At 72.6% G+C, this 20,230-nt stretch carries 15 protein-coding genes; 5 read left to right on the forward strand and 10 right to left on the reverse strand.

Annotation, left to right across the window (positions count from 1 at the left end; translation table 11 throughout):
• The first annotated feature begins 78 nt into the window (after positions 1-78).
• On the forward strand, positions 79-1,221 hold the full coding sequence (locus AABA78_RS13875; RefSeq protein WP_338263487.1) for a linalool dehydratase/isomerase domain-containing protein: 1,143 nt from the start codon (positions 79-81) through the stop codon (positions 1,219-1,221).
• On the forward strand, positions 1,218-1,463 hold the full coding sequence (locus AABA78_RS13880; RefSeq protein WP_338263488.1) for a hypothetical protein: 246 nt from the start codon (positions 1,218-1,220) through the stop codon (positions 1,461-1,463). Before AABA78_RS13875 ends, AABA78_RS13880 begins: the two co-directional genes overlap by 4 nt.
• Positions 1,464-1,471: 8 nt before the next feature.
• On the opposite strand, the gene AABA78_RS13885 is transcribed toward AABA78_RS13880, so the two are convergent.
• Complete coding sequence (locus tag AABA78_RS13885; RefSeq protein ID WP_338263489.1) at positions 1,472-2,752, reverse strand: metal-dependent hydrolase family protein; 1,281 nt, start codon at positions 2,750-2,752, stop codon at positions 1,472-1,474.
• A 154-nt stretch (positions 2,753-2,906) separates the two neighbouring features.
• On the opposite strand from AABA78_RS13885, the gene AABA78_RS13890 reads away from it, so the two are divergent.
• Positions 2,907-4,202: a hypothetical protein gene (locus tag AABA78_RS13890; protein WP_338263490.1), complete on the forward strand. Its 1,296-nt coding sequence runs from the start codon at positions 2,907-2,909 to the stop codon at positions 4,200-4,202.
• Positions 4,203-4,228: 26 nt separating this feature from the next.
• On the opposite strand, the gene AABA78_RS13895 is transcribed toward AABA78_RS13890, so the two are convergent.
• Together AABA78_RS13895 and AABA78_RS13900 are read right to left on the reverse strand one after the other, a co-directional pair.
• Positions 4,229-6,181, reverse strand: coding sequence for an FG-GAP-like repeat-containing protein (locus tag AABA78_RS13895; protein ID WP_338263492.1), 1,953 nt, complete (start codon positions 6,179-6,181; stop codon positions 4,229-4,231).
• A gap of 139 nt (positions 6,182-6,320) precedes the next feature.
• A complete protein-coding gene (locus AABA78_RS13900; protein WP_338263493.1) occupies positions 6,321-7,952 on the reverse strand; it encodes a cell wall anchor protein in 1,632 nt (543 codons plus the stop codon).
• 163 nt (positions 7,953-8,115) lie between these two features.
• On the opposite strand from AABA78_RS13900, the gene AABA78_RS13905 reads away from it, so the two are divergent.
• Positions 8,116-8,706, forward strand: a complete 591-nt coding sequence (locus tag AABA78_RS13905) for a DUF938 domain-containing protein (RefSeq protein WP_338263494.1) — start codon at positions 8,116-8,118, stop codon at positions 8,704-8,706.
• 61 nt (positions 8,707-8,767) lie between these two features.
• On the opposite strand, the gene AABA78_RS13910 is transcribed toward AABA78_RS13905, so the two are convergent.
• The 4 genes from AABA78_RS13910 to AABA78_RS13925 all read right to left on the reverse strand — a co-directional run bounded on the left by AABA78_RS13910 (position 8,768) and on the right by AABA78_RS13925 (position 13,462).
• Positions 8,768-9,352 (reverse strand): hypothetical protein, encoded by a 585-nt coding sequence (locus AABA78_RS13910; protein ID WP_338263495.1) that lies wholly within the window; start codon positions 9,350-9,352, stop codon positions 8,768-8,770.
• A 147-nt stretch (positions 9,353-9,499) separates the two neighbouring features.
• The gene (locus AABA78_RS13915) at positions 9,500-11,287 is read right to left on the reverse strand and encodes a tetratricopeptide repeat protein (RefSeq protein ID WP_338263496.1); all 1,788 of its coding nucleotides are present in this window, start codon (positions 11,285-11,287) and stop codon (positions 9,500-9,502) included.
• Positions 11,288-12,230: 943 nt separating this feature from the next.
• Positions 12,231-12,830, reverse strand: coding sequence for a hypothetical protein (locus tag AABA78_RS13920; RefSeq protein ID WP_171416443.1), 600 nt, complete (start codon positions 12,828-12,830; stop codon positions 12,231-12,233).
• Positions 12,827-13,462 carry a sigma-70 family RNA polymerase sigma factor gene (locus AABA78_RS13925; RefSeq protein ID WP_171416445.1) on the reverse strand — a complete coding sequence of 212 codons (636 nt, stop codon included), beginning with the start codon at positions 13,460-13,462 and terminating at the stop codon, positions 12,827-12,829. The genes AABA78_RS13920 and AABA78_RS13925 overlap by 4 nt, the downstream gene beginning before the upstream one ends.
• A gap of 143 nt (positions 13,463-13,605) precedes the next feature.
• Here AABA78_RS13925 and AABA78_RS13930 point away from each other — a divergent pair, with 143 nt between their 5' ends.
• Entirely contained in the window at positions 13,606-14,643 is a 1,038-nt protein-coding gene (locus AABA78_RS13930; protein ID WP_338263497.1) for a hypothetical protein, read from the forward strand.
• A gap of 69 nt (positions 14,644-14,712) precedes the next feature.
• Here the strand turns inward: AABA78_RS13930 and AABA78_RS13935 are convergent, their stop codons facing one another.
• The 3 genes from AABA78_RS13935 to AABA78_RS13945 form a co-directional block, all read right to left on the reverse strand.
• On the reverse strand, positions 14,713-15,471 hold the full coding sequence (locus AABA78_RS13935) for a DUF1338 domain-containing protein (RefSeq protein ID WP_338263498.1): 759 nt from the start codon (positions 15,469-15,471) through the stop codon (positions 14,713-14,715).
• A 61-nt stretch (positions 15,472-15,532) separates the two neighbouring features.
• A complete protein-coding gene (locus AABA78_RS13940) occupies positions 15,533-17,080 on the reverse strand; it encodes a hypothetical protein (protein ID WP_338263499.1) in 1,548 nt (515 codons plus the stop codon).
• 185 nt (positions 17,081-17,265) lie between these two features.
• Positions 17,266-20,019, reverse strand: coding sequence for a M16 family metallopeptidase (locus AABA78_RS13945; RefSeq protein ID WP_338263500.1), 2,754 nt, complete (start codon positions 20,017-20,019; stop codon positions 17,266-17,268).
• Between the last annotated feature and the right edge of the window lie 211 nt (positions 20,020-20,230).

The following is a 20,230-nucleotide window of genomic DNA, read 5'->3' on the forward strand; positions in this document are numbered from 1 at the left end:
ACCGTTCAGCGTGCGGACGCGACCGTCCGGCACGCGGGGCCAGGATGCGGCACGCCCGCGGCCGATACTGACGGGCCTATGCGACGCAAGCTCGTGCTGCTGGTGCTGGCCGTGGCGGTGTGGCTGCCATCACTCCACCTCCTGTTCCGGCCCCGGAATCGGGAGGCCCTGGCGGCGGCACTGGCCTTCCGTCAACGCGCGTTCTCGCTCCAGGCGTCGAGCGCGGAGCGCGACGTGCTCCACCGCACCAACCCGGAGTGGGACCTGATGGTGCGCACCTTCTCCGCGCTGTCGTTCGCCAACCTCGCGCTGTCGGAGCCCTGGCGGAGGGCGGAGCACCTGGAGGTCGTGGACGCGCTCATCGCCCGGACGCTGCGCGACGAACGACGGGCGCACGAGGCCTTCTTCCTGCCCTACGTGCACGCGGGGCCCTTCAAGGACCCCTCCGGGCGCAGCCTCTTCGTGGACGGGGAGCTGGCGTTGATGCTCGCCGCGCGTCAGGTGGTGGCGCCGCGCGCGGAGTACGCGCCGCTCTTGCGCGAGCGCGTGGACCTCATCGCCGGACAGCTGGAGCGGGCTCCGGTGCTCGCGGCGGAGAGCTACCCCGACGAGGGCTGGACCTTCTGCAACACGGTGGCGCTCGCGGCGCTGCGCCTGTCGGACACCGTGGATGGGCGGGACCATGGCTCGCTGCTGCGCCGGTGGGTGGACTCCGCGCGGGAGAACCTGTCGGACCGTCGGACAGGTCTGCTCGTGTCGAGCTTCACCTACGACGGCGTGACGAAGGACGGGCCGGAGGGCTCCACGCTGTGGCTCGCCGCGCACATGCTCCAGGTGGTGGACGCGGACTTCGCGCGCGACCAGTACCAGCGGGCCCGCGCCGCGCTCCTGGGGCAGGCGCTGGGCTTCGCGTGGGCGGGGGAGTGGCCCTCGGAGGCGGGGGCGGTGCAGGACGTCGACTCCGGGCCCACCATTCCCTGGGTGAACGCGAACGCGGGCTCCAGCGGGCTCGCGCTCGTGGGCGCGGCGGCGTTCGATGACGAGGAGGCGCTGGACGGGCTGCTCACCAGCCTCCATTTCGCGGCCTTCCCGGTGCACGACGACACCGGGCTGCGCTTCGCCGCGGGCAACACGCTCGCGGACGCGGTGCTGCTGTACGCGCTCGTCGAAGGACCCCTCTGGCGCCTCGCGCGGGCGCCGCACCTGGAGGCACACCGATGAGGCGTCACCCGTTTGTCCTGGCCGCGCTGGGCCTCTGCGCGCTCTTCGTCTGTCTGCACCTGGGCGGAGGGCGTCAGTCCGTGGGCGTGCTGTCCGGGACCGTCGTGGGCGGCCCCTGGCGCATGGGCCTGGGGGTCGGCTACGCGCTGGCCTGGTTCGGCGCGGTGCTGGTGGCGCCGGTGCTGCTGCTTGCGGGGCTCGCGGACGTCGTGCTCGGCCGCGTCCGCCGTGCGAGGCCTTGAGCCTCGCTTCAGCGCCGGTACAGCGCGCCGCCCTTCATCACCAGCCGCACCTGGCGCACGGCGGCGATGTCCTGCGTGGGGTCGCCCTCCACGGCGACGAGGTCCGCGTAGAGCCCGGCCTTCACCTGCCCGACGCGGTCCTCCCAGTGCAGCATGCGCGCGTTGCCGGAGGTGGCCGCCTGGAGCGCCTGCGCGGGCGTCACGCCGCTGGCCACCAGCAGCTCCAGCTCGCGCGCGTTCTCCCCGTGCGTGAAGACGCCCGAGTCCCCACCCACGCACAGCGGCACGCCCGCCGCCAGCGCGGCCTTGAGGCCCTCGCGCTTCTTCTTCGCGGACTCGGGCTCTGGATCCACGCCGCGCCTCCAGCCCCGGTACTGGAGCATGGCGTCGCCCGCGGCCAGCGTGGGGCACAGGAACACGCCCCGCTGGGCCATCAGCTTCCAGACCTCCGGCGTGCCCGCGTCGCCGTGCTCGATGCTCTCTGCCCCGGCAAGCACCGCGCGCTTCATGCCCTCCGGCGTGCTGGCGTGCACGGCCACCGGGCGCCCGCCGCTCCTGGCCGTCTCCACGATGAGGCGCATCTCCTCCTGGGAGAACGTGGGGAGCGCCTCACCGCGCGGGCCCCAGCGGTAGTCGCCGTAGACCTTGATCCAGTCCGCGCCGCGCCCCATCTGCCCGCGCACCGCGCGCGTGAGGCCGTCCACGCCGTCCGCCTCCTCCGCGCCCTGGGGCACCGTCCATTCGGAGGCGAACCCCTTGGGGCCGTAGCTGCCGGTGGCGACGAGCGCGCGCGTGGTGACGACCATGCGGGGGCCCGGGATGATGCCCTGGTCGATGGCCTGCTTGAGGCCCACGTCCGCGTCCCCCGCGCCCTCCGTGCCCAGGTCGCGCGTGGTGGTGAAGCCCGCCAGGAGCGCCGCCTTCGCGTGGTTCGTGGCCCGCGCCACGCGCAGCGCCAGGGACTCCTTGAGCACCTGGTCGTCCCACTTCGCCTCGTTGTACGGATGCAGGAACAGGTGCGAGTGGCCCTCGATGAGCCCGGGCAGCAGCGTCGCGCCGGGCAGGTCGATGACCTCCGCGCCCTCCGGCGCCTTCACGCCCTGCGCGGGCCCCGCCGAGACGATGCGCTCGCCGGTGACGACCACGACCCAGCCCGCGTGGGGTTTCGCGGTGGTGCCGTCGAAGACGCGTGCCGGACGCAGCACGTAGGAGCGGGCAGGGGCCTGGGCCCGCGCGGACGCGGAGCCGAGGACCCCGGACAGGACGGCGAAGAAGAGCAGGGCGCGCATGTGGGGGCGCAGTCTGCGCGCGCACCGCCGCCGGGGACCATGGGTTTGTGGGGCAGACCCACGGAGTGCTTTGCTTCGCACTCGATGTCCGCTTGCGTGCCTCCGTGTGTCGTGGGCCAGCCCTGAACGCCGCGCCGTTCCCCTGGGAGCTTCCTTGAACCGACTGTTCGTGCTCGCCGTGCTGCTGTGCGTCGCCTGTAGAGACGAGAACGACCTGACTCCCGTGGGCCCGGACAGGGGAGGCCCGGTGGCCCTCGTCGTCCACTCGGACTGGTGGAACTTCGTCAACGCCTCCGACGACGTGAAGGACATCACCGTCCTGCTGGGGGACGGCAGCCGCTTCCGTCAACCGCTGGGCCGTGACGGCATCGCGCGGTTCGACGACCCGGCCATCACCGGCCCTCAGGACATCACCGTTGTCATCGCGGGCAAGAACCAGGTCGTGGCCAGCACGACGCTGGCCGTGGAGGGAACGGAGGTGTGGGTCCCCTCCAGCACCGGCCTCGTGGGGGCCATCCCGTCCAGCCGGCAGGCCACGCTCACCGGCCGCGTGACGAACCTGCGCGGGAGTCCGGTGCGGCTGCGCGTGGTGGGCCCGGGCTTCCATGGCACGGCCCTCACGCTGGTGGATGGAACCTTCAGCATCGACGTGAATGGCAACGCCCCCGGCAAGGTGGCGCTGGTCGTCAACGGCCGCGCTGACGGCGTCGAGACCTTCGGGCTGCTGTCGGACATCGCCGTGGGAGCGGGGCGAACCGTCCGCAACCTGGTCATCCCCATGGACCACCCGCTGGACCAGCGGCTGCCCGTGGAGGTGACGCACCTGCAGCCCTATGACGCCGTGACGGAGGTCCACGTCAACCACCTGCTCGGCTCGGAGCTGTTCTTCAGCTCGGTCGGCGCGGGGACCTTGCCCATGGACGTCAAGACCGTGGCCCGCACGCCGCCGTTCGACACCGTGGACGTCCGGCTGTCCGTGGCGGCGGGCACCCGCGAGCGGATTGCTTCAGGGCGGGTGACCGCGAGCACGCGGATGCTCAAGGAGGGCCTCACCACGCTGGCCCTGCCCACCCCCATGGCGCTCACCTCGCCCACGCCGGGCACGGAGACCGCGCCCGGCGCGGGGCCCCGCGCCGGGCTGACGCTGCGCTGGAGCACCGACCCCGCCGCCCACGCCGTGACGGTCCGCCTGATGTCCCAGCAGGGCGAGCCGGGGCTCTCCTGGTACGTCACCGCCCCCGCGTCCGTCAGCGGCTTCACCCTGTTCACCCTGCCAGCGGAGGTGTCCGCGGTGCGGGAGCTGGGCGCGGGCCGCTACTCCGTGCAGTGGTCCTCGCGCTTCCTGGGCGCGGGCCACGGCTACCAGGAGCTGTTCACCCAGGCGCCCGAGCTGGATGCCCCGGACGCCTGGAACACCGACACCTCCGGCAACGTCATCCTCCAGGACTGACGCGCGCCGCCCCCCGCGTGCCGGCGCTACGGCGCCAGCGCGCGGAACACCTTGGTGTCGCCGTCGTAGTTGTTGGGGTTCCAGTACACCTTGTCCGCGCCGTCCCGGCCGTCGATGTCCGCGAAGAAGAAGCCGGTGTTCTCCGAGTTGCTGAAGCCGGTGTTGTCCATCACCGGGCTGCTCGCGAAGTTGGTGCCGGTGCTGGGGTACACCTGCATGCGGCCCTCGCGGAAGCCCGGCCGCCAGAAGAGCTTGTCCGCCTTGCCGTCGCCGTCCACGTCCGCGAAGTAGAAGCGGGACGTGTCCACGCCGCTGGTGCCCGCCTCGTGCAGGAAGAACAGCGCGAAGGCCCCCGCGCCGGTGGAGCGGTACACGCGCGTGCGTCCCCCCTCCTGGTCCGGGTTCCACAGCACGCGGTCCGCCTTGCCGTCACCGTCCACGTCCGCGAAGTACACGCGCGTGCCCGCGCTGGTGTTCGCTCCCGTCGTGCTCGTCACAGCGGCGCCGAAGGACACTGTGCCGTTGCACCTGGACACGAAGGTGTCGAAGGCGCCGGACTTCAGCGTGGGGTTCCAGCGCACCAGGTCCGCGCACCCGTCGCCGGTGACGTCCGCGAAGAGGAAGCGCGTGGCGTCGCTGGTGCTGGCCGCCTGCGTGACGGCCACGCGGTCGCCGAAGGTGCCGTCGCACTTCGCGGGGTAGATGCGCACCTCGCCGTCCCCCAGGTTGGGACGCCAGAGGACCTTGTCCGCGCAGCCGTCGCCGGTGACGTCCGCGAAGAAGAAGCGCGTGGTGGCGACCCCGCTGGTCGCGCCCGTGTTCTTCACCGCCGCCATGAAGCCGCCGTCGCACTTCGACTTCGCCACCCACGTCTCGCCCTCGCCCACCGCGTAGTTCCAGGTGATGCGGTCCGCGCAGCCGTCACCGTCCACGTCCGCGAAGAACAGCTGCGTGCCCGTGGACGTGCCGTTGGGCGTAGGGGAGAGGGTGGAGCCCGCGGAGAAGAGGGCGGGGCGGAGGGTGGCGAGCACCGGGTAGTGGTCCGACGGCGTGAGGCCGCCGCTCTCCGTCCGGTCGATGGCGGGCGCGGACGAGGTGAGCTCGCCCCCGTTGTGGAAGATGTAGTCCAGCCGCTGGTAGTTCGTGGACGTGGAGCCGCTCCACGCGTTGTTGAACGTGGCGTCGTCCACTCCCGTCACGCCGTCGAAGCGCGCGGTGCGGAACAGCCGGGCCCCGGCCTCCAGGTTCTCGATGGTGGCCTCCCCCGGCGTGGACTGCCCCTGCGCGTCGGAGTTGAAGTCCCCCATGGCGATGACCGGCAGCCCGCCGGGCTTCGTGGCGAGGAACGACGCCATCTGCTCCGCCTCCTTGAGCCGCCCCAGCGAACACTCCGCCCCGTAGGCGAAGTGCGTGTTGGCCACGAAGTACACCTGGCCCGACGTCAGGTCGCGCAGGCCCACCCAGGAGATTTTCTTCCCTTCCGCGTGGCTGAAGCACGTGGCGGTGGATGCATAGGGATTCACGAGCGCCTCGTTGCCCTGGCCCACCTCGGAAGCGATTTCAAAGCGGCTCTTCTTGAAGAAGATGAGCTTGGGGCTGCCACCGCCCGGGTTGTGGACGCCGTAGGGCTTGTCCGTGCCCGTCAGCCCCGCGATGAGGTCCGCGGGGATGCTGGGCCCGCCGGAGGGCGCCTGGGCCTCCTGCACGCCCACGATGTCCGCGTTGTTCACGAGGATGCGCTGGATGACCGCCGCCTTGCGGTTGCTCCACGCGCGCACGCCCGTGTCCACCGGGCCCCGCACGTTGTACGTCATCACCCGGAACGCCTTGTGGCCCGTCACCGCCAGCGCCCGCGACTGCCCGAGCAACGCGTCGCTGGACGGCAGCTCGCCCCCTTCCGGCCCACAGGCCAGGAACAGCGTGGCGGACAAGGAGGACAGCGCGACGGAGCGCGCGAGACGGGAACGGAAGCATCGCATGATTGCGATTATACATGGAAAACGAGAAATAACATCAATCCCGTCCCCGTGCTGAAACAGCCGGAATGTCTCACGGCGCACGGCAGGCCGCGCCCGGCGAGGGTGCCGGACGCGGCCTCGGGCTGACTGCGATTGCGTGCTACTGGCGCACGACGCGCTTGAGCTTGAAGGGCGAGGGGGACTCGCTCATCGTGTAATAGGCCGTGCCGGTCGGGTCGTACTCGATGGCCTCGCCCTGGCCCTCCACGGTGTCCGTCAGGGAAACGGGCGTGGCGGCGAACGCGGTCTCGAAGGCCGCGCCGGGGGCGGCGCGGAACTCATACACCTTGCGGTAGGTGCGCAGCAGGAAGCGGTTGGCGCACGGGTGGATGGCGCCGGACGTGGCCGCGCCGTAGTTGGTGTCCGTGGTGGTGGGCAGCGGGAGGTTGGCCACGAACACGAGCGTGCTCATGGTGCCCGGCGTGGGCAGCGGCTGGGGGAACTTGTAGACCTTGCTCGCGCCCGCGTAGGACTTGGTGATGATGTAGATGTCGCCCGTGGTGGGGTGGACCATGATGGTCTCCGCGTCCTTGGGCGTGTCCGGGTACTGGAACGGGAAGGCCTCGGCGGTGAGGTTGCCGCTCGTCTGGCCCGCGCCGATGTCGGGTTCCGGGATGCGGTAGACGGCGAAGGTGGACGGCGGCGTGGGGAAGTTGGCGCTCGAGCGGCCGATGTCGCCCATGTAGATGCACTGGCCGGCGGGGCACGGGCCGCTGGCGACGTCCTCCCAGTCCGCGGGCGTCACGTTGGACACGTTGAAGGTGCCCTTCGTGCTCGCGTCCGCGGTGCTGATGGCGACGATGGCGGTGGTGTCCTCATTGTGCGCGTAGAGGACGCCCGGCGTGAGGCGACTGGCGGCCAGGCCCGACGGCTCCACCAGCGCGGTGGCCGTCACGGTGCCCTGCGTGGTGTACGCGGTGGAGAAGGTGTCCCCCACGGAGCAGGACGCGGAGGCGTTGGCCGCGCGCAGCGCGACGACCTGCGCGATGTTCGTCTCCGCGTAGGGGGACGAGCCGTTGAACGAGCCCTGCGCGCCCGCGGCGCCCAGGTCCTTGTAGGCGACGTCGTAGATGACGCCCGTGGACGAGGACACGAGGCAGGTGTCCACGGGCTCGGTGAAGCCCGCGGGCGGGACGATGGGGCTGTCCGGGCACGCGGCGCCGGTCCACAGCTGCGAGCCGAACCACACCGCGACGCCGTTGGCGGTGCTGGTGGTGAGCGCGGGCGTGTTGAAGCTGGAGGTGAGGCCGTTCTTCTGGCCCGTCTGCGCGTCGATGGGGTTGGCCGTGTCCGCGCCGGAGAACGCGGAGATGCTGCCGGCCATGTAGCTGGCGATGTCCAGCGTGAACGCGTACGAGGACGGCTCGGAGGCGGTGGCCACCTTGTAGAAGACCCACGCCTTGATCTGCGACGCGCTCTGGTCCGAGCGCAGCAGCGTCCAGCCCGCGGGCGGCGTCGCCACCGCGGCCACGTTGTTGCGGTTGATGATGCGCGCGAGCAGCACGTCACCCACCGCCGTGCCCGTGGGCTTCGCGATGCTCAGCGACGTGCGCGTGCTGCCGCCCGCCGTGGCGCTGCTCCGGTACGCGATGGTGGACACCGCCTGCCGGGCGGTGGCGACCTCCTGCTCGGGGAGAGAAGGGGCGTCCGCGTCCAGCGGCCCGCACCCCGCGAGCGCGAACAGTGACACCGAGCACAGCATGCGTGAAACATTCCGGTTGAAGAACGTCAAGATTGCTCCTGCGAGGGGGATGAGGCGGGTACGGCAGGAGGTTGTCGGCGGGACGCGGAAAGTGTTGCGGAATTCGCGAGCCACCGCCGTGGACGTTGGCTGTGATTGCAAACTTCCGCGAGAGCCCTTTCCCTGCGTGCGCGGTTGTGGAAGAGGGTGGGGCATGAAGCGCCATGCCTCCGCCACCGAACGCAACCGCGAACCGCTGCTCACCGTCCTCCGGGAGGTGCTGCCCGCGTCGGGCACGCTGCTGGAGGTGGCGAGCGGCACCGGCCAGCACGCCGCCTTCTTCGCGCGGGCCTTCCCGGGGCTGACCTGGCAGCCGACGGACGGGGACCCGGCGGCGCTGGAGAGCATCGACGCGTGGCGTGCGGAGGAGGGGCTGTCCAACCTCCTGCCCGCCCGCCTGCTGGATGCGGCTTCGGAAGCGTGGCCGGTGGCGCACGCGGACGCCATGCTCTGCGTGAACATGATCCACATCGCGCCGTGGGCGGCCTGCCAGGGCTTGATGCGGGGTGCGGCGCGGGTGCTGCGTCCGGGCGGCCGGCTGGTGCTGTACGGGCCCTACTTCGTGGAGGGGAAGGACACCGCGCCCAGCAACCTCGCCTTCGACGAATCACTGCGCGCGCGCGACCCGGCGTGGGGCGTGCGCGAGCTGGGCGCGGTGACGGCCGAGGCCGCGCGCCACGGGCTCCAGCGCGAGCGCGTGGTGGAGATGCCCAGCAACAACCTCACGGTGGTGTTCAGCCGTTAGCGCCTCCACCGGGACGGCGTCTCCACCGTCCCGGTGTCTCCTTCCGGCCTTTGGCGTCTGGCTACAGGCCGGGGCAGTGGCCGCCCTGCATCTGGCGGGCGGTCTCGTGGACCTCGTCGATGAGCTGGCGCTTCTGCATCTCGTCCATGGCGGAGTAGGTGATGGTGATGCCCTGTGGCGTGTCGGTCGCGACGGCCTTGGAGGGGACGGTGGGCGCCCCGGCCATGCCCCGGTTGGCGCCGCCGCCGCCGGTGCCGCTGTCGTCACGGCCGCTCTGCTCCTCCGTGGAGGCGTCGCCCATGTCCTGCTCCTGCGCCAGGTCCAGGGGCGTCTCCGCCGCGCTGGTGCGCTTGGACTGCTCGTCCAGCATCCGCCGGGCGCGCGTCTGGAGGTCCGACACTTGGGAGGTGTCGGACGTGGTGAACATGAGCGCCACTCCGTCCGACGTGTCCTGCGTCTGGAGCTGCGTGCCCGGCACCGACATGGGGCAGCGTTGATCCACCTTGGATGGCGTCGCGGTGGACTGGGCGGACGCGGGCATGGGCTGCTGCGACTCCTCCTTGTGCATCCCCTTCTTGGAACAACCGGCGGAGAAGCAAAGCGCCGCGGCCGCGGCGAGCGTCAGCGGAAGTCGGGACATGGGCATGGTGTGCCTCCTCTGTCGTGGGTGCGTCGTGGGGCAAGTTGGAGCGAAGATTCCCCCTTCGCAACGCGCCCTCCGCGCCGCCGTGCCTGACAGCCCCACCCCCTGGATGGACGCCTTCATCGCGGAGCGGACACGCCGGTGCGTGGCTCACCACGCGGCTTCGAGCTGGAGCATCACGCCGTGCTTCTCGTAGTTGCCGTTCGTGGCGTCGTACGCGTGGCAGAGGTGCGCCGCGCCCTCGCAGGCCGCGGCGTCGTCGTCCGTCAGCCGCATGTCGATGTTGGAGCGGTTCACCAGCAATTCGTAGCGCGCGGTGAGGCGCAGGTGGCCCGACAGCCGGGCGCTCACGGTGGGGCCCAGCACGAAGCGCGTGTCGTGGCGGCGGCGGACGTTCCATGTCTCGGTGTCGCCCCCGGTCGTCACGACGCGCAGCGAGTTGTCCTCCAGGTAGCGGCGCCACTCCACGTCCGCGTCCAGGCTGGCGGTGAGCCATGGCAGGGGTTGCCACCGGCCGGAGGCGCCCACGGCGTGGCCGGTGAACCCGAAGGGAATGACATACGTCCGCGACGCGAGGGTTTCGTCCACGCTGGTGAAGGACTGCTCCAGCGTGCCGATGCGGTCCTGCCGGTAGCGGTACCACGCAGTGACGTTCGCGAGCCCCAGGCGCCACTCCTGCGACAGCGTCGCGTCCAGGCGCGGGCCGGTGAGGTAGGCGAACTCCTCGCCGAGCCCGTCCTTGCCCGCGGCGCCCAGGTCCAGCCGCGTGGTGGTGTGTGCGGTTTCATCCCAGGCGAGCCAGGCGTTGGCGTTCACGGAGGCCTGGAGCCCCCGGAAGTCCTCCAGGCCGGTGAAGAAGAGGTCTCCCCCCGCGAGGATCCCCACGCGCACCTGGCGAGCGGCCTCCCACTCCACGGCCGCCGTCGCGCGGTGGAGCTGGAGCGAGTAGTCCCGCACGGAGGATCCGGAGTAGGCGCGCTGGCTGCCGCCGTAGGACAGGGCCGCGAAGAGCCGGTCGGACAGGCGGAGGCGCGCGGTGAGGCCCACGCTGGCTTCGGCGAAGGCGCTCGCGGTCACCACGTCCGCGTTCGCGCCGGACACGTCGCGCGCCGCGACGCCCACCTGGAGCACGTTGCTGTCGAAGCCGGGCCCCAGGCTCGCGGAGGCCCAGGCGCCCGGGCCGCTGGAGCGCAGGCCGTAGGACAGCAGGTCCAGGTACTGGTGCGCCGTCCTGCGGTCCAGCGGGCTCAACGTCAGTTTCAGCGCCGCCGTGAGGTCCTCGCGGGCCTCCGTGCGCGAGCCCAGGCGCCAGGCGGACGCGCCCGCCATGAGCCGGGCCCTGCCGGAGTCGGGCTGTCGCGTCGCCGCGCGCAGGAAGAGCGCTCGGGCCTCGTCGAAGCGGCCGGCGTCGAAGGATGCGAGCCCCTGGCGGTAGGCCTCGTCCCCTTCGTTCGCGACGGGGGCGAGCAGGGCGCGCAGCTCCTCCACCTGCAGGGCCTCTTCCGTGGAGGCACCCGCCGCGGCTCGCTCCGCCCACTGCGCGGCGCGGTCCGGGGCGCCCGCGTCGAACGCGGCGAAGCCCGCGTTGATCCACGCCGCACGGGCGAGCGGGGCACCTTCACGGACGCTGGCGAAGGCCTCCTCTGCTTCCACGAAGCGGCCCAGTGCGTAGAGACACGCGCCCCGGTTGAAGTTCCAGGCGTCGGGCTCCGGAGCATCCGGCGCATGCCCCGCGGCATCGAAGGCTTCCAGCGCTTCCTCAGGGCGGCCGGTGCGGAAGCGGGCCAGGCCCACGAGGTACAGCGCGGCGCCCGACGGCTCGGCCTGGAGCGCCTGCTGTTCGGCTTCCGCGTACCGGCCCGCCGCGAAGGACTGGCGCGCGTCCTCCAACGGCTCCCCGGCCGCGAGCGCCACCAGGAGCAGCAGGCCCGTCCACACGCACCGCGACGTACCGCATTCCCCGCACCGGAGCGAGGGCAGCGCACCGCGCCAACGGTCACGCGTTGAAGGAAGGGGCCCTCCAGTGGACCCGGTGCGAACCGACCCGGCCCGTCGCCGCGCCCTCGGACCTGAACCCTGTCCATGAATGAGGAGAGAGCCTCCCGGGGGACTCCTCCCGGCGGCGGCGCACCGCGCGAACTGGTCCGACAGTCGGACAGGTTGTGAGCACCGCGGCGGCCCCCCGTGCTGACGAGCCGCCCATCAGACCGGCCTCGTCACCCGTCGTGGCCGGGGGCCTCCGACCCCGCCAGGCAGCCGAAACCTGTCCGACAGTCGGACCGGTTGGGACCGCGCCGGGGGGGAGGTGGACACCCCTGGAGGTCCGGAGGCGCAGGGGGAACCCGCTCCCTGCTGGCGCCGTGGGGCACGGGTCCTGTGCTCGGACCCGGCTGTCTCCACCCACGCTGTTCGTTCACAGGCCCCGGGGGCTGTGCCGACCGTCAGCGCCGGGGCGGCGGGGGCGGCTGCTGATTCGGTGGGGGCGGCGCGCCGTCGGTCCTCGGGGACGGTGAGCGCATTCGGCCCTCGTCCCCTGGCGGACGCGACCCGTTGGGACGGCCGTCCTGTCCCGGCCCCCCTGAAGGCCCACGCGCCTCATGGCCCGGGGGCGGGCGGACCGTGTCGCCCCGGGGCGGCGGGGCAGGGCGCTCCATGTTCCTGCGTCCCAGGATGGTGTCCACCTGTTCCCCCGGCGCGATGACGTCCACCGTGTGCGAGCTGCGCACGTGCGCTTGCTGCGCGCCGGAGGGGGGCGGAGGCACGGGGGCCTCGGGGGGCCTCGCGGCCTCCGTCGGTGGAGGCGCCGGGGCCTGCTGTGCTTGCGCGGCCGCGCCCCCCCACCACAGGAGGGCGGCGACGGCCGGTGTCGAGAGCCAGGTCTTCATCCGCCCGTGACCTCCAGCACCACGTCGTGCTCGATGCGCTGGTCGCCCGCGCGCGCCAGCGCCGTCACCAGATAGCGCCCTGGCCGCTGCCCACGCACCGCGATGGGAATCACGTTGCTGCCAGCGCTCAACGGCTGCGTCCACTGGTAGGACCGCAGCGGAAGCTCCTCTCCGTCCGCCCAGAAGGACAGCCCCTCCGGCAGGCTCACCTGGAAGTCCGCCTGCTCCACGGCCACGTCCGCCGTGAAGTCCAGCTTGATGACCGCCACCTTGCTCACCGGCACCTGGGTCCCGGGCCGCTCGAGCGCCGCCATCCCCGGGCTCTCCGTCCCGGTGGCGGCCGGCGTGCCGCGCACCGCGCCCAGCACCAGGAAGGTGGCCACGCCCATGGCAACGCCCACCGCCGGCCAGAGCACCGGCGCGCGCCGCCGCCAGAAGTCCCGCACCGCATCCCACCCCGACGCCGGTGTGGGGGGACCGGCCTCCACCAGCCGCCGGTGGAGCAGGGCCTGGAAGTCGGGCCCGGGCGCGTCGTCTCGCAGCGCCGCCAGACGCTCGCGCAGCACGCGGTCCTCCCTGTCCTCGGGCTCACTCATTTCCTGCTCCTTGCAACATGCGACGAAAGGTCCGGCCCGGATGTTCCAACGGGGCCTTCTTCTTGCGAGCCGTCGGGGCCCTGGCCCCCCGCCAGCAGGGCCTTCAGGTGCGCCCGGCCCCGCGACAGGCGCGACTTCACGGTGCCCACGGGCACCCCTTCAATGGCCGCCACCTCTTCATAGCTGTGCCCCTCCACGTCGAAGAGCACCACCGCGGTGCGGAACTCCGGCGGCAGGGCCCGGAGCGCCCGCCACAGCCGGTCCCGCTCCTGGGCCCGCATGAGCCCTTCGTCCGCGGACTCGGCGTCCGACGCCGCCTTCGCGTGCTCCTGCTCCAGCGGCTCCTCACGCGAGCGCTCGCGGCCGGCGCGGCTGCGGGTGGCGTCATAGAACGCGTTGCGCACCACCGAATAGAGCCACGTCTGGAACGCGGACTGGAAGCGGAACGAGCGCAGGTTCTTGTAGACCTTCACCAGCGCTTCCTGCGCCAGGTCGTCCACGTCCGAGTCCGACGCGGCGAAGGCCCGCGCGAAGCGGCGCACGCGCGGCAGGTGCGAGGACACGAGCAGCTCGAAGGCGCGCACGCTGCCGTCCTGGGCTTCGAGGATGAGTGCGCGCAGCTCGTCGTTCACGGTCGGCCGGCACTCTATCCGGCCCCGGTGCGCGCTCAAAAAGCCACGGGAAATTCCCGCCGGGAACACGGCGGAAATTCATCTCGTCTCATGGGGGCAGACGGACAGCGGCCGGGCACCGGATGACAAGGGAGCACGCACTCATGAGGCACTCGAGCAGGGGCAGTCAGTGGCTGGGAGCAGTCGCGCTGGTGGTGGGCACCATGACGGTCGGCTGCGGCAGCGCTTCGCGGACGTCGACCACGGACGCCACGTCGGATGTGTCCCAGGCGGTGGAGGCCACGTCGGACTCGAGCGACGCGGTGGAGGTGTCCAGCCTCCTGCACGGCCTGGACAAGCTGCGCCCCCAGGCCATCGAAGGCTTCCACTGTGACGCGAGCCCGGACATCACCACCGTGGACGTGTGTGGCAAAACGCTGCCCGCCACCGTGCACCTGGAGTGGACCGACTGCGCGGCCCCCGCGCGTCCCGAAGGCCGCGGTGGTGGCGGCCAGCCTCCCGGTGGTGGCCAGCCTCCCGGTGGTGGCCAGCCTCCTCCGCAGGATGGCACGGGCTCTCCGGTGCGCGGCCAGTCCTTCGACGGGGGGGACGGCGGTGGGCGGCCGGGCGGCCCCGGTCCCGGTCCGCGTGGCCCCTCCAGCGGCACGGTGGACATCGTGAACGCGTACGAAGCCTCCGAGGACTGCACGGGCGCGGTGACCCAGAACCAGACCGTCACCTTCGAGGTCTCCAGCACCAACTCCGACGGTGAGGTCTCCACCGTGAAGGGCACCACCGCCTCCACGTCGGAGCTGGTGGACGGCGCTCCGCCCCGTCAGAAGAGCACGCAGGCGGACGTGACGCGCACGCGCACGGACGCCGACGGCACGGTGGTGAAGTCGGTGCGGCTGGAGGGCTCGCTGTCCGTCGCGTTCTCCTCCGACACGCCGCCGGTGCGCACCATCGACGGCGCGTACACGGAGACGGCGCTCGACGGCACGCAGGGCGCCGTCACGCTGGCGGGCATCGTCCGGCCGTCGCGCGACGTGTGCCCCTGGCCCACGGGCGGCACGCTCACGCGCACCACCGCGGACGGGGAGAGCCACGTGCTCGCCTTCGGTCCGGAGTGCGGCGACGCCACGCTCGACGGCGCGGAGCTGAGCCTGCCCGACCGCTGCGAGCGCGGCGGCGGCCGCCACTAGCCTCACGAGGTGTCGCGGTCCGGGGGACCTCCCGAACCCCTCCCCCGAACGTCCCCCGGGCCGCGAGCCTCAGCCCCGCTTCGTCATGTCGAACAGCGCGCGGGCCTGCGGCCCCAGGAACCCGTCGAACCCTCCCGAGCGCTGGGCAATCTCGAAGTACGCATACGGCCATGCGCGCGTGCCTCCGCCCCGGAGCGTCAGGGGCAGCGGGGCCGCGTGCGTGGCCGTCTGCCTCAGCGACGTGCCGGGCGCGCCCTCGATGTCTGTCTTCATGGGCACGCCCGCCTCGCGCATGCGCCGCTGCCACGCCTCCACGTCATCCACCGCGCCGGTGAAGTGATTCACCTTGCGGCCGAAGGCCAGCAGCCACGCGCCGTACTGCGTCTCCTTCTCCAGCTCCAGCAGCGCGGCTTCATCCGGAGGCGGCGGCGCCGTGAACCACGCCGCGAGCGCCTCCACGTCCTCCGGCGGCGCGGGGTCCACTGGCAGCGCGGCGAGCAGCTCGCGGGCGCGCGGCGACAGTTCCTCCGACTTCAATTCGGACAGGAACACGCGCGGCAGCCCTTCCGGGTGCGCCAGATAGATGGCGGACAGGTGCGCGTCCGGGAACGTGTACGCGCCGGCGGGTCGCCAGCCGAACCGTTCGAACACGCGGGAGAAGAGGGCGATGCCTCCCTCCGGCCGCGCGAGCGTGCGGAACGCGACGTGGTCGTTGCGGAAGCGTCCCCCGGACAGCGCCACGAAGGTGCGCGCGAAGGGGACTTCGGAGGCATAGCGCTCCCACAGCAGGTCCAGCAGCCGCGAGGCGTCGGAGGCGGAGGTCGTCATGCGCGGCATCCTATGCCGCGGGTCCCTGCCCTCAAGGACCCCGCGGCGTGTCAGCGCGTGTTCAGCGCAGCTCCACGCCGAGCCCGCCGAAGGTCATGGCCTCCAGGTGGCCGCCGTCTCCGGAGTGCGTCATCGGCGCCTCCGCGAGCCCCACCGCCACCAGCGAGTCCCCGTCCGCGTCCACGCCCAGCAGGTGGAAGTGGCGGTCCTGCCCCGTGGGGCCGGGCCGCTGCGTGCGCACCGTCTGGCCGTCGGCGGACGCGAGCGCGAGCAGGGCCCCGGCGCCGCGCGAGATGCTCATCCCGCCGTACCACCGGTCCCACCCGGAGGCGCCCACGGCGACCAGCCCCGCGTCCGTCCAGCGCAGCGCGGAGAAGTGGTCCGCGCGGCCCGTGTCCACGCGGTGCTCGAAGCGCAGGGCGCCCGAGTCGAGCGACCACACGCCCAGGTAGCCGTCGTAGGGCGTCATCCGGTCCTGCATGCCCGGCGCGGACGGGTACCAGGCGATGGTGCCCTCCGCGTCTTCCGTCACCACGGTGCCCGCGAGCGCCACTTCGCCGCCGCGCACCGCCATGTCGAAGACGACGAACTCCGCCGTCCGGGTGGGCACGAAGACGTGCGTGCCGATGCGCGTCCCCACGGGCGTGAAGGCCGTCACGGCGAAGGGCTGGCGTTCGGTGTCCACCGGGCTGGTGACGTCCTCACCGGAGCGGCAGTGCACGGAGGTGAAGTCGTTGAACGTGCGGCTGGAGGCCATGCAGCGGGAGCTGTTCCACGTGCGGCCCACCACCAGCTGGCCCTCCGCGTCCACGGCGAGCAGGGGCCGGAGCGCGGCCTCGCGCCAGCGGAACTCGTCGTAGGCCCAGGCGGCCGGCTGCGTGGAGTGACGTCCGTCGACGACGCGGGTCCACTGCTCGCGGTAGCGCCCGTCCGTCCACTGGAGCGTCATCAGCCCCGACGCCAGCTCCTGCGTGTCGGGCCCGCCTTCCGGGACGGCCACGAGCGACAGGAAGGCCACGGCCACGTCCTCGCCGCGCGCCTCCGTGCGCAGCCAGCCGTCGGTGAGGGCGTGGACCCAGGGCGACTTCATGCGGAACGCAGGGGAGGGCAGGGTGCCTCCCAGGTCGGAGCCGGGCAGCGTCGCGGGCGCGGGCAGCGGCTGCCGCGACAGCACCTGCCCTTCCACGGACAGGCGCACCAGGTCGAAGGCCTCCGCCGTCGCGCCGGTGCGCTCGACGCCCAGGGTGATTTCGCCGGACGGGTGCACGGTGAAGTCGCTCAGGAACTCTCCCGCCGCGGCGTCGAATCGCCACAGCGGCGTGCCGTCCCGGGCGGACACGGTGAGCCGGCGGGTGTCCCGGCCTTCCGCGTCCCGCGTCGTCTCCAGCACGAAGGTGCGTCCGGAAGCCCGCCGCACCTTGAGCCCACCGAAGCCCGTGCGCGGCCGCACCACCGAGGACGGCGTGCCCTGCTCGAACGCCCGGGTGAGCCCGGGCACCGCGCAGTCCGCGCCCTCGCAGGGCGACGCGGGGCCGTCCGTTCCGTGACACGCGGAGGCGCCCCACGACAGCAGGGCGCCCAGCAGATACCGCGTCCGACGGAGGTCCATGGCTCTCATGCCTCCTCATACGGAGGCACGCGGCCCGGCGGGTCGTGCCCACCGGTTCTGCCATCCTTCCCGGAGGGCACCGCCCGTGGCTTCAGGCGGCGCGAACCTGTCCGACAGTCGGACCGGTTTGACGCGAAGGGCTCCCAGGGCGGGGTGCGTCGTTCCGCGCCCCGGGAGGCCACCCGCTACGGCACCGACACCGCCTGGAGGGCGGCGCGGCTGGGCGCCTCATCCCCCGTGACGCTCACCACGAGGCGCTGGAGGCAGCCCGCGAACTCCTGCTTCAGCGCGTCCGCCGTCACCGCCTGGAGGTGCGCGGGGCGCTGGGCCAGCGCCTCCACCGGGAAGCCCCGCACGCGCGCCTGCAGCAGCGCCGTCACCCAGGCGTCCGTGGAGATGAACGACACCGCCTGCTGCGCCAGCAACCGCGCCCGGGCGAGCTCCAGGTCCTGCGCGGACACCTCCTTGGCGAACGCCGCCAGCGTCTCACGCAGCGACCCCACGCCCTCGCTCAGCCGCTGCGCGTCCAGGCTGCCCTCCAGCAGCAGGTGCGCCGCGCCGCCCCGGCCAATCCAGGGCTGGGCCCCGAAGCCGTACGACGCCCCCGTCCCGGAGCGCGTCCGCTCGTAGACCTCCACCTCCAGCAGCTCCGCCATCAGCGCGTAGCGCGCCTCCAGCTCCGGCGTGGCCGTGGGCAGCCGGCAGGCCAGCTGCACCTGGCCCTGGCTGGCCCCGGGGCGCGCGGTGAAGAGCGTGCTCACGTTCGCGGACGCGGCGGGCAGCACCGGCGCCGGCGGCACGGCCACCGGCTGCGGCTTGCCCCGGCTCCAGTCGCCCAGGTACTTGCGCACCAGCGGCTCGACCTCCTTCACGTCGAACTCCCCCGCCACCACCACCACCGTGTTGCCAGGGCGGTAGACGTCCTCCAGCCACGCCTGCGCCTCGGACCAGGACACCTTGCCCATCTGCGCGCCCGTCGCCTCGTTGGCGTAGGGGTGCGTGCCATAGAGCGCGTGCATCAGGTCCCGGTGCGCCAGCACCTCCGGGCGCGTGTCCACCGCCTCGCGCCACGGCTGCACCTGCTCGCGCCAGTAGCGCACCACGTCCTCCGACGTGCGGGTGGTGGACAGGTCCTCGGCGAGCATCGCCAGCATGTTGCCCACGTTGCCCGCCGTGCCGGCCATGTCCACGCGCACGTGGTCCAGCTCCGTGCGGGTGCCCGAGTGCAGGCCCCAGTCGCTCAGGTGACCCTCGAAGTACGACTCGCGGAAGGCGCCCCACTTCGCCAGGTCCGCCACGCCCGGCTTCTCTCCGTGCGCCGTCCCGCCGCCCAGCGCCGCGCCCACCCGCACCACCGGCAGGCCCGGCCGGGGCACCAGCAGCACCTCCATGCCGTTCTCCAGCTTCAGCACCTGCACCGGGGCCGTGGTGGCCGTCAGCATGGAGGGCGTGACGCGCTCGCCGCCCACCACCGCGGGCTCGCCCCCGGGCAGCTTCGCCAGCACGGGGACCGCCGTCGGAAGGCCGCTCTCCCCGGGCCGCACGAGGAGGGCGTGCGCCCGGTCGCGCTGGAGCCACTGGTACGCGAAGTCCGTCACCTTGCCGCCGTCCAGCCCCATCAGCGCCATCTGCGAGCGCGTGTACGAGCGCACGTCCGTCGTGAAGTGGGTGAGCAGCGCGCGGCTCTTCGTGCGCGCCAGCAGCCGCTCCGACTCCAGCACCATGCTGGTCACCACCTGGCGGCGCAGGGACTGGAAGTTGAACTCCTGGCCCAGCACGTTGCCGGCTTCAATCTCCCCGGTCCACGTCTTGTAGACCTGGTCCAGGACCTTCTCCGCCGAGCGCTCCGGGTGGTCCCCGCGCGACAGGTGCACGCGCACGATGAGCAGCGACGCGCGGGTGCCGGACACCAGGCTCGTGGAGATGCCCGCGATGTCGCCGTCGTTGCGCACCGCTTCCCAGAGCTTGTTGTCCAGGCTGACCTCCACGAAGTCGTGCAGGGCGCTGGCCTCGTCGAAGGCGCGCGGCAGCACCCACGACAGGTACAGCTCCGGCGACGGCACCGCCGCCGCGTACACCGGCAGCGTCTTGCTGACCGGCGCGACCGGAGGCTCCGCGCGCTTCGCGGGCATGCGCGCGTCCTGGGCCAGCGGGGCGCCGGTGCCCACCCACGCGGACGGGAGGTTCTGCTGGAGCGTGGCCTCCACCTCCGCCAGGTCCACGTCCCCGGAGATGACCAGGGTGACGTTGTCCGGACGGTAGTGGGCGCGCGCGAAGCGGTGCGCGTCCGACAGGGTGAGGGCGGACAGCGACTCGTGCGACCCCGCCACGGGCCGCGAGTACGGGTCCCCCGCCGGGAAGGACACCGCGTGCACCCAGCTGTACACCTGGCCCACGTAGCCCGTCTCGTTGCGCTGGCGCAGTTCGTTGCGCACCACCTCGCGCTCCACCGCGAAGACCTCCGGGCTGACGTTGGAGAGCGGCGACGACAGCCGCTCGCCCTCCAGCTTCACCAGCGTGGCCAGCGACTCCTTGGGGGCGAGCTCCTCATAGGCCGTGTAGTCCAGGCTGGTGGAGGCGTTGGAGTGGCCCGCGCCGGAGGCATTGAGCCGCGCCCGCACGGACGGGCCGTTGGCGGGCCGTGCGCGGAAGGCCAGGTGCTCCACCAGGTGCGCCAGCCCCTCCTTGCCGCCCGGATCGCTGGAGCTGCCCGCGCCCACCACCGCGACCACCGCCACCACGGGCGAGCGCGCGTCGCGCTCCACCACCACGCGCAGGCCGGACGGCATGCGGAAGTCACGCAAGGGGAAGGACACGTCGCGCATGACGACCTGCCCGCGCTGCGGAAGCGTGGCGCAGCCGCCCAGCGTCAGGGACAGGGAGGTCAGCGCGGCCACGGCCAGGCGCGACGCGCGGAAGGGACCCGACAGGAAAGACATACGACTCCAGGTACGGACCCGGAGGCAGCCCACGCGGGGCGCACGGCCCCACGCCTCCCCCCGGGCGGGAAATGAATGAATGCAGGTGTGAATGGCCGGGGAGACAAAGCCTGACGGAAGACAGGCCGGAACGACAAAGGCAGACGACGGCGGGTTCATAGCATTCCCGCCACGGGCTCGTCACCCCTCCCCCCCCCCCTCCCAGGAGGGA

It is taken from the genome of Corallococcus caeni, assembly GCF_036245865.1.
Lineage (GTDB): Bacteria > Myxococcota > Myxococcia > Myxococcales > Myxococcaceae > Corallococcus > Corallococcus caeni.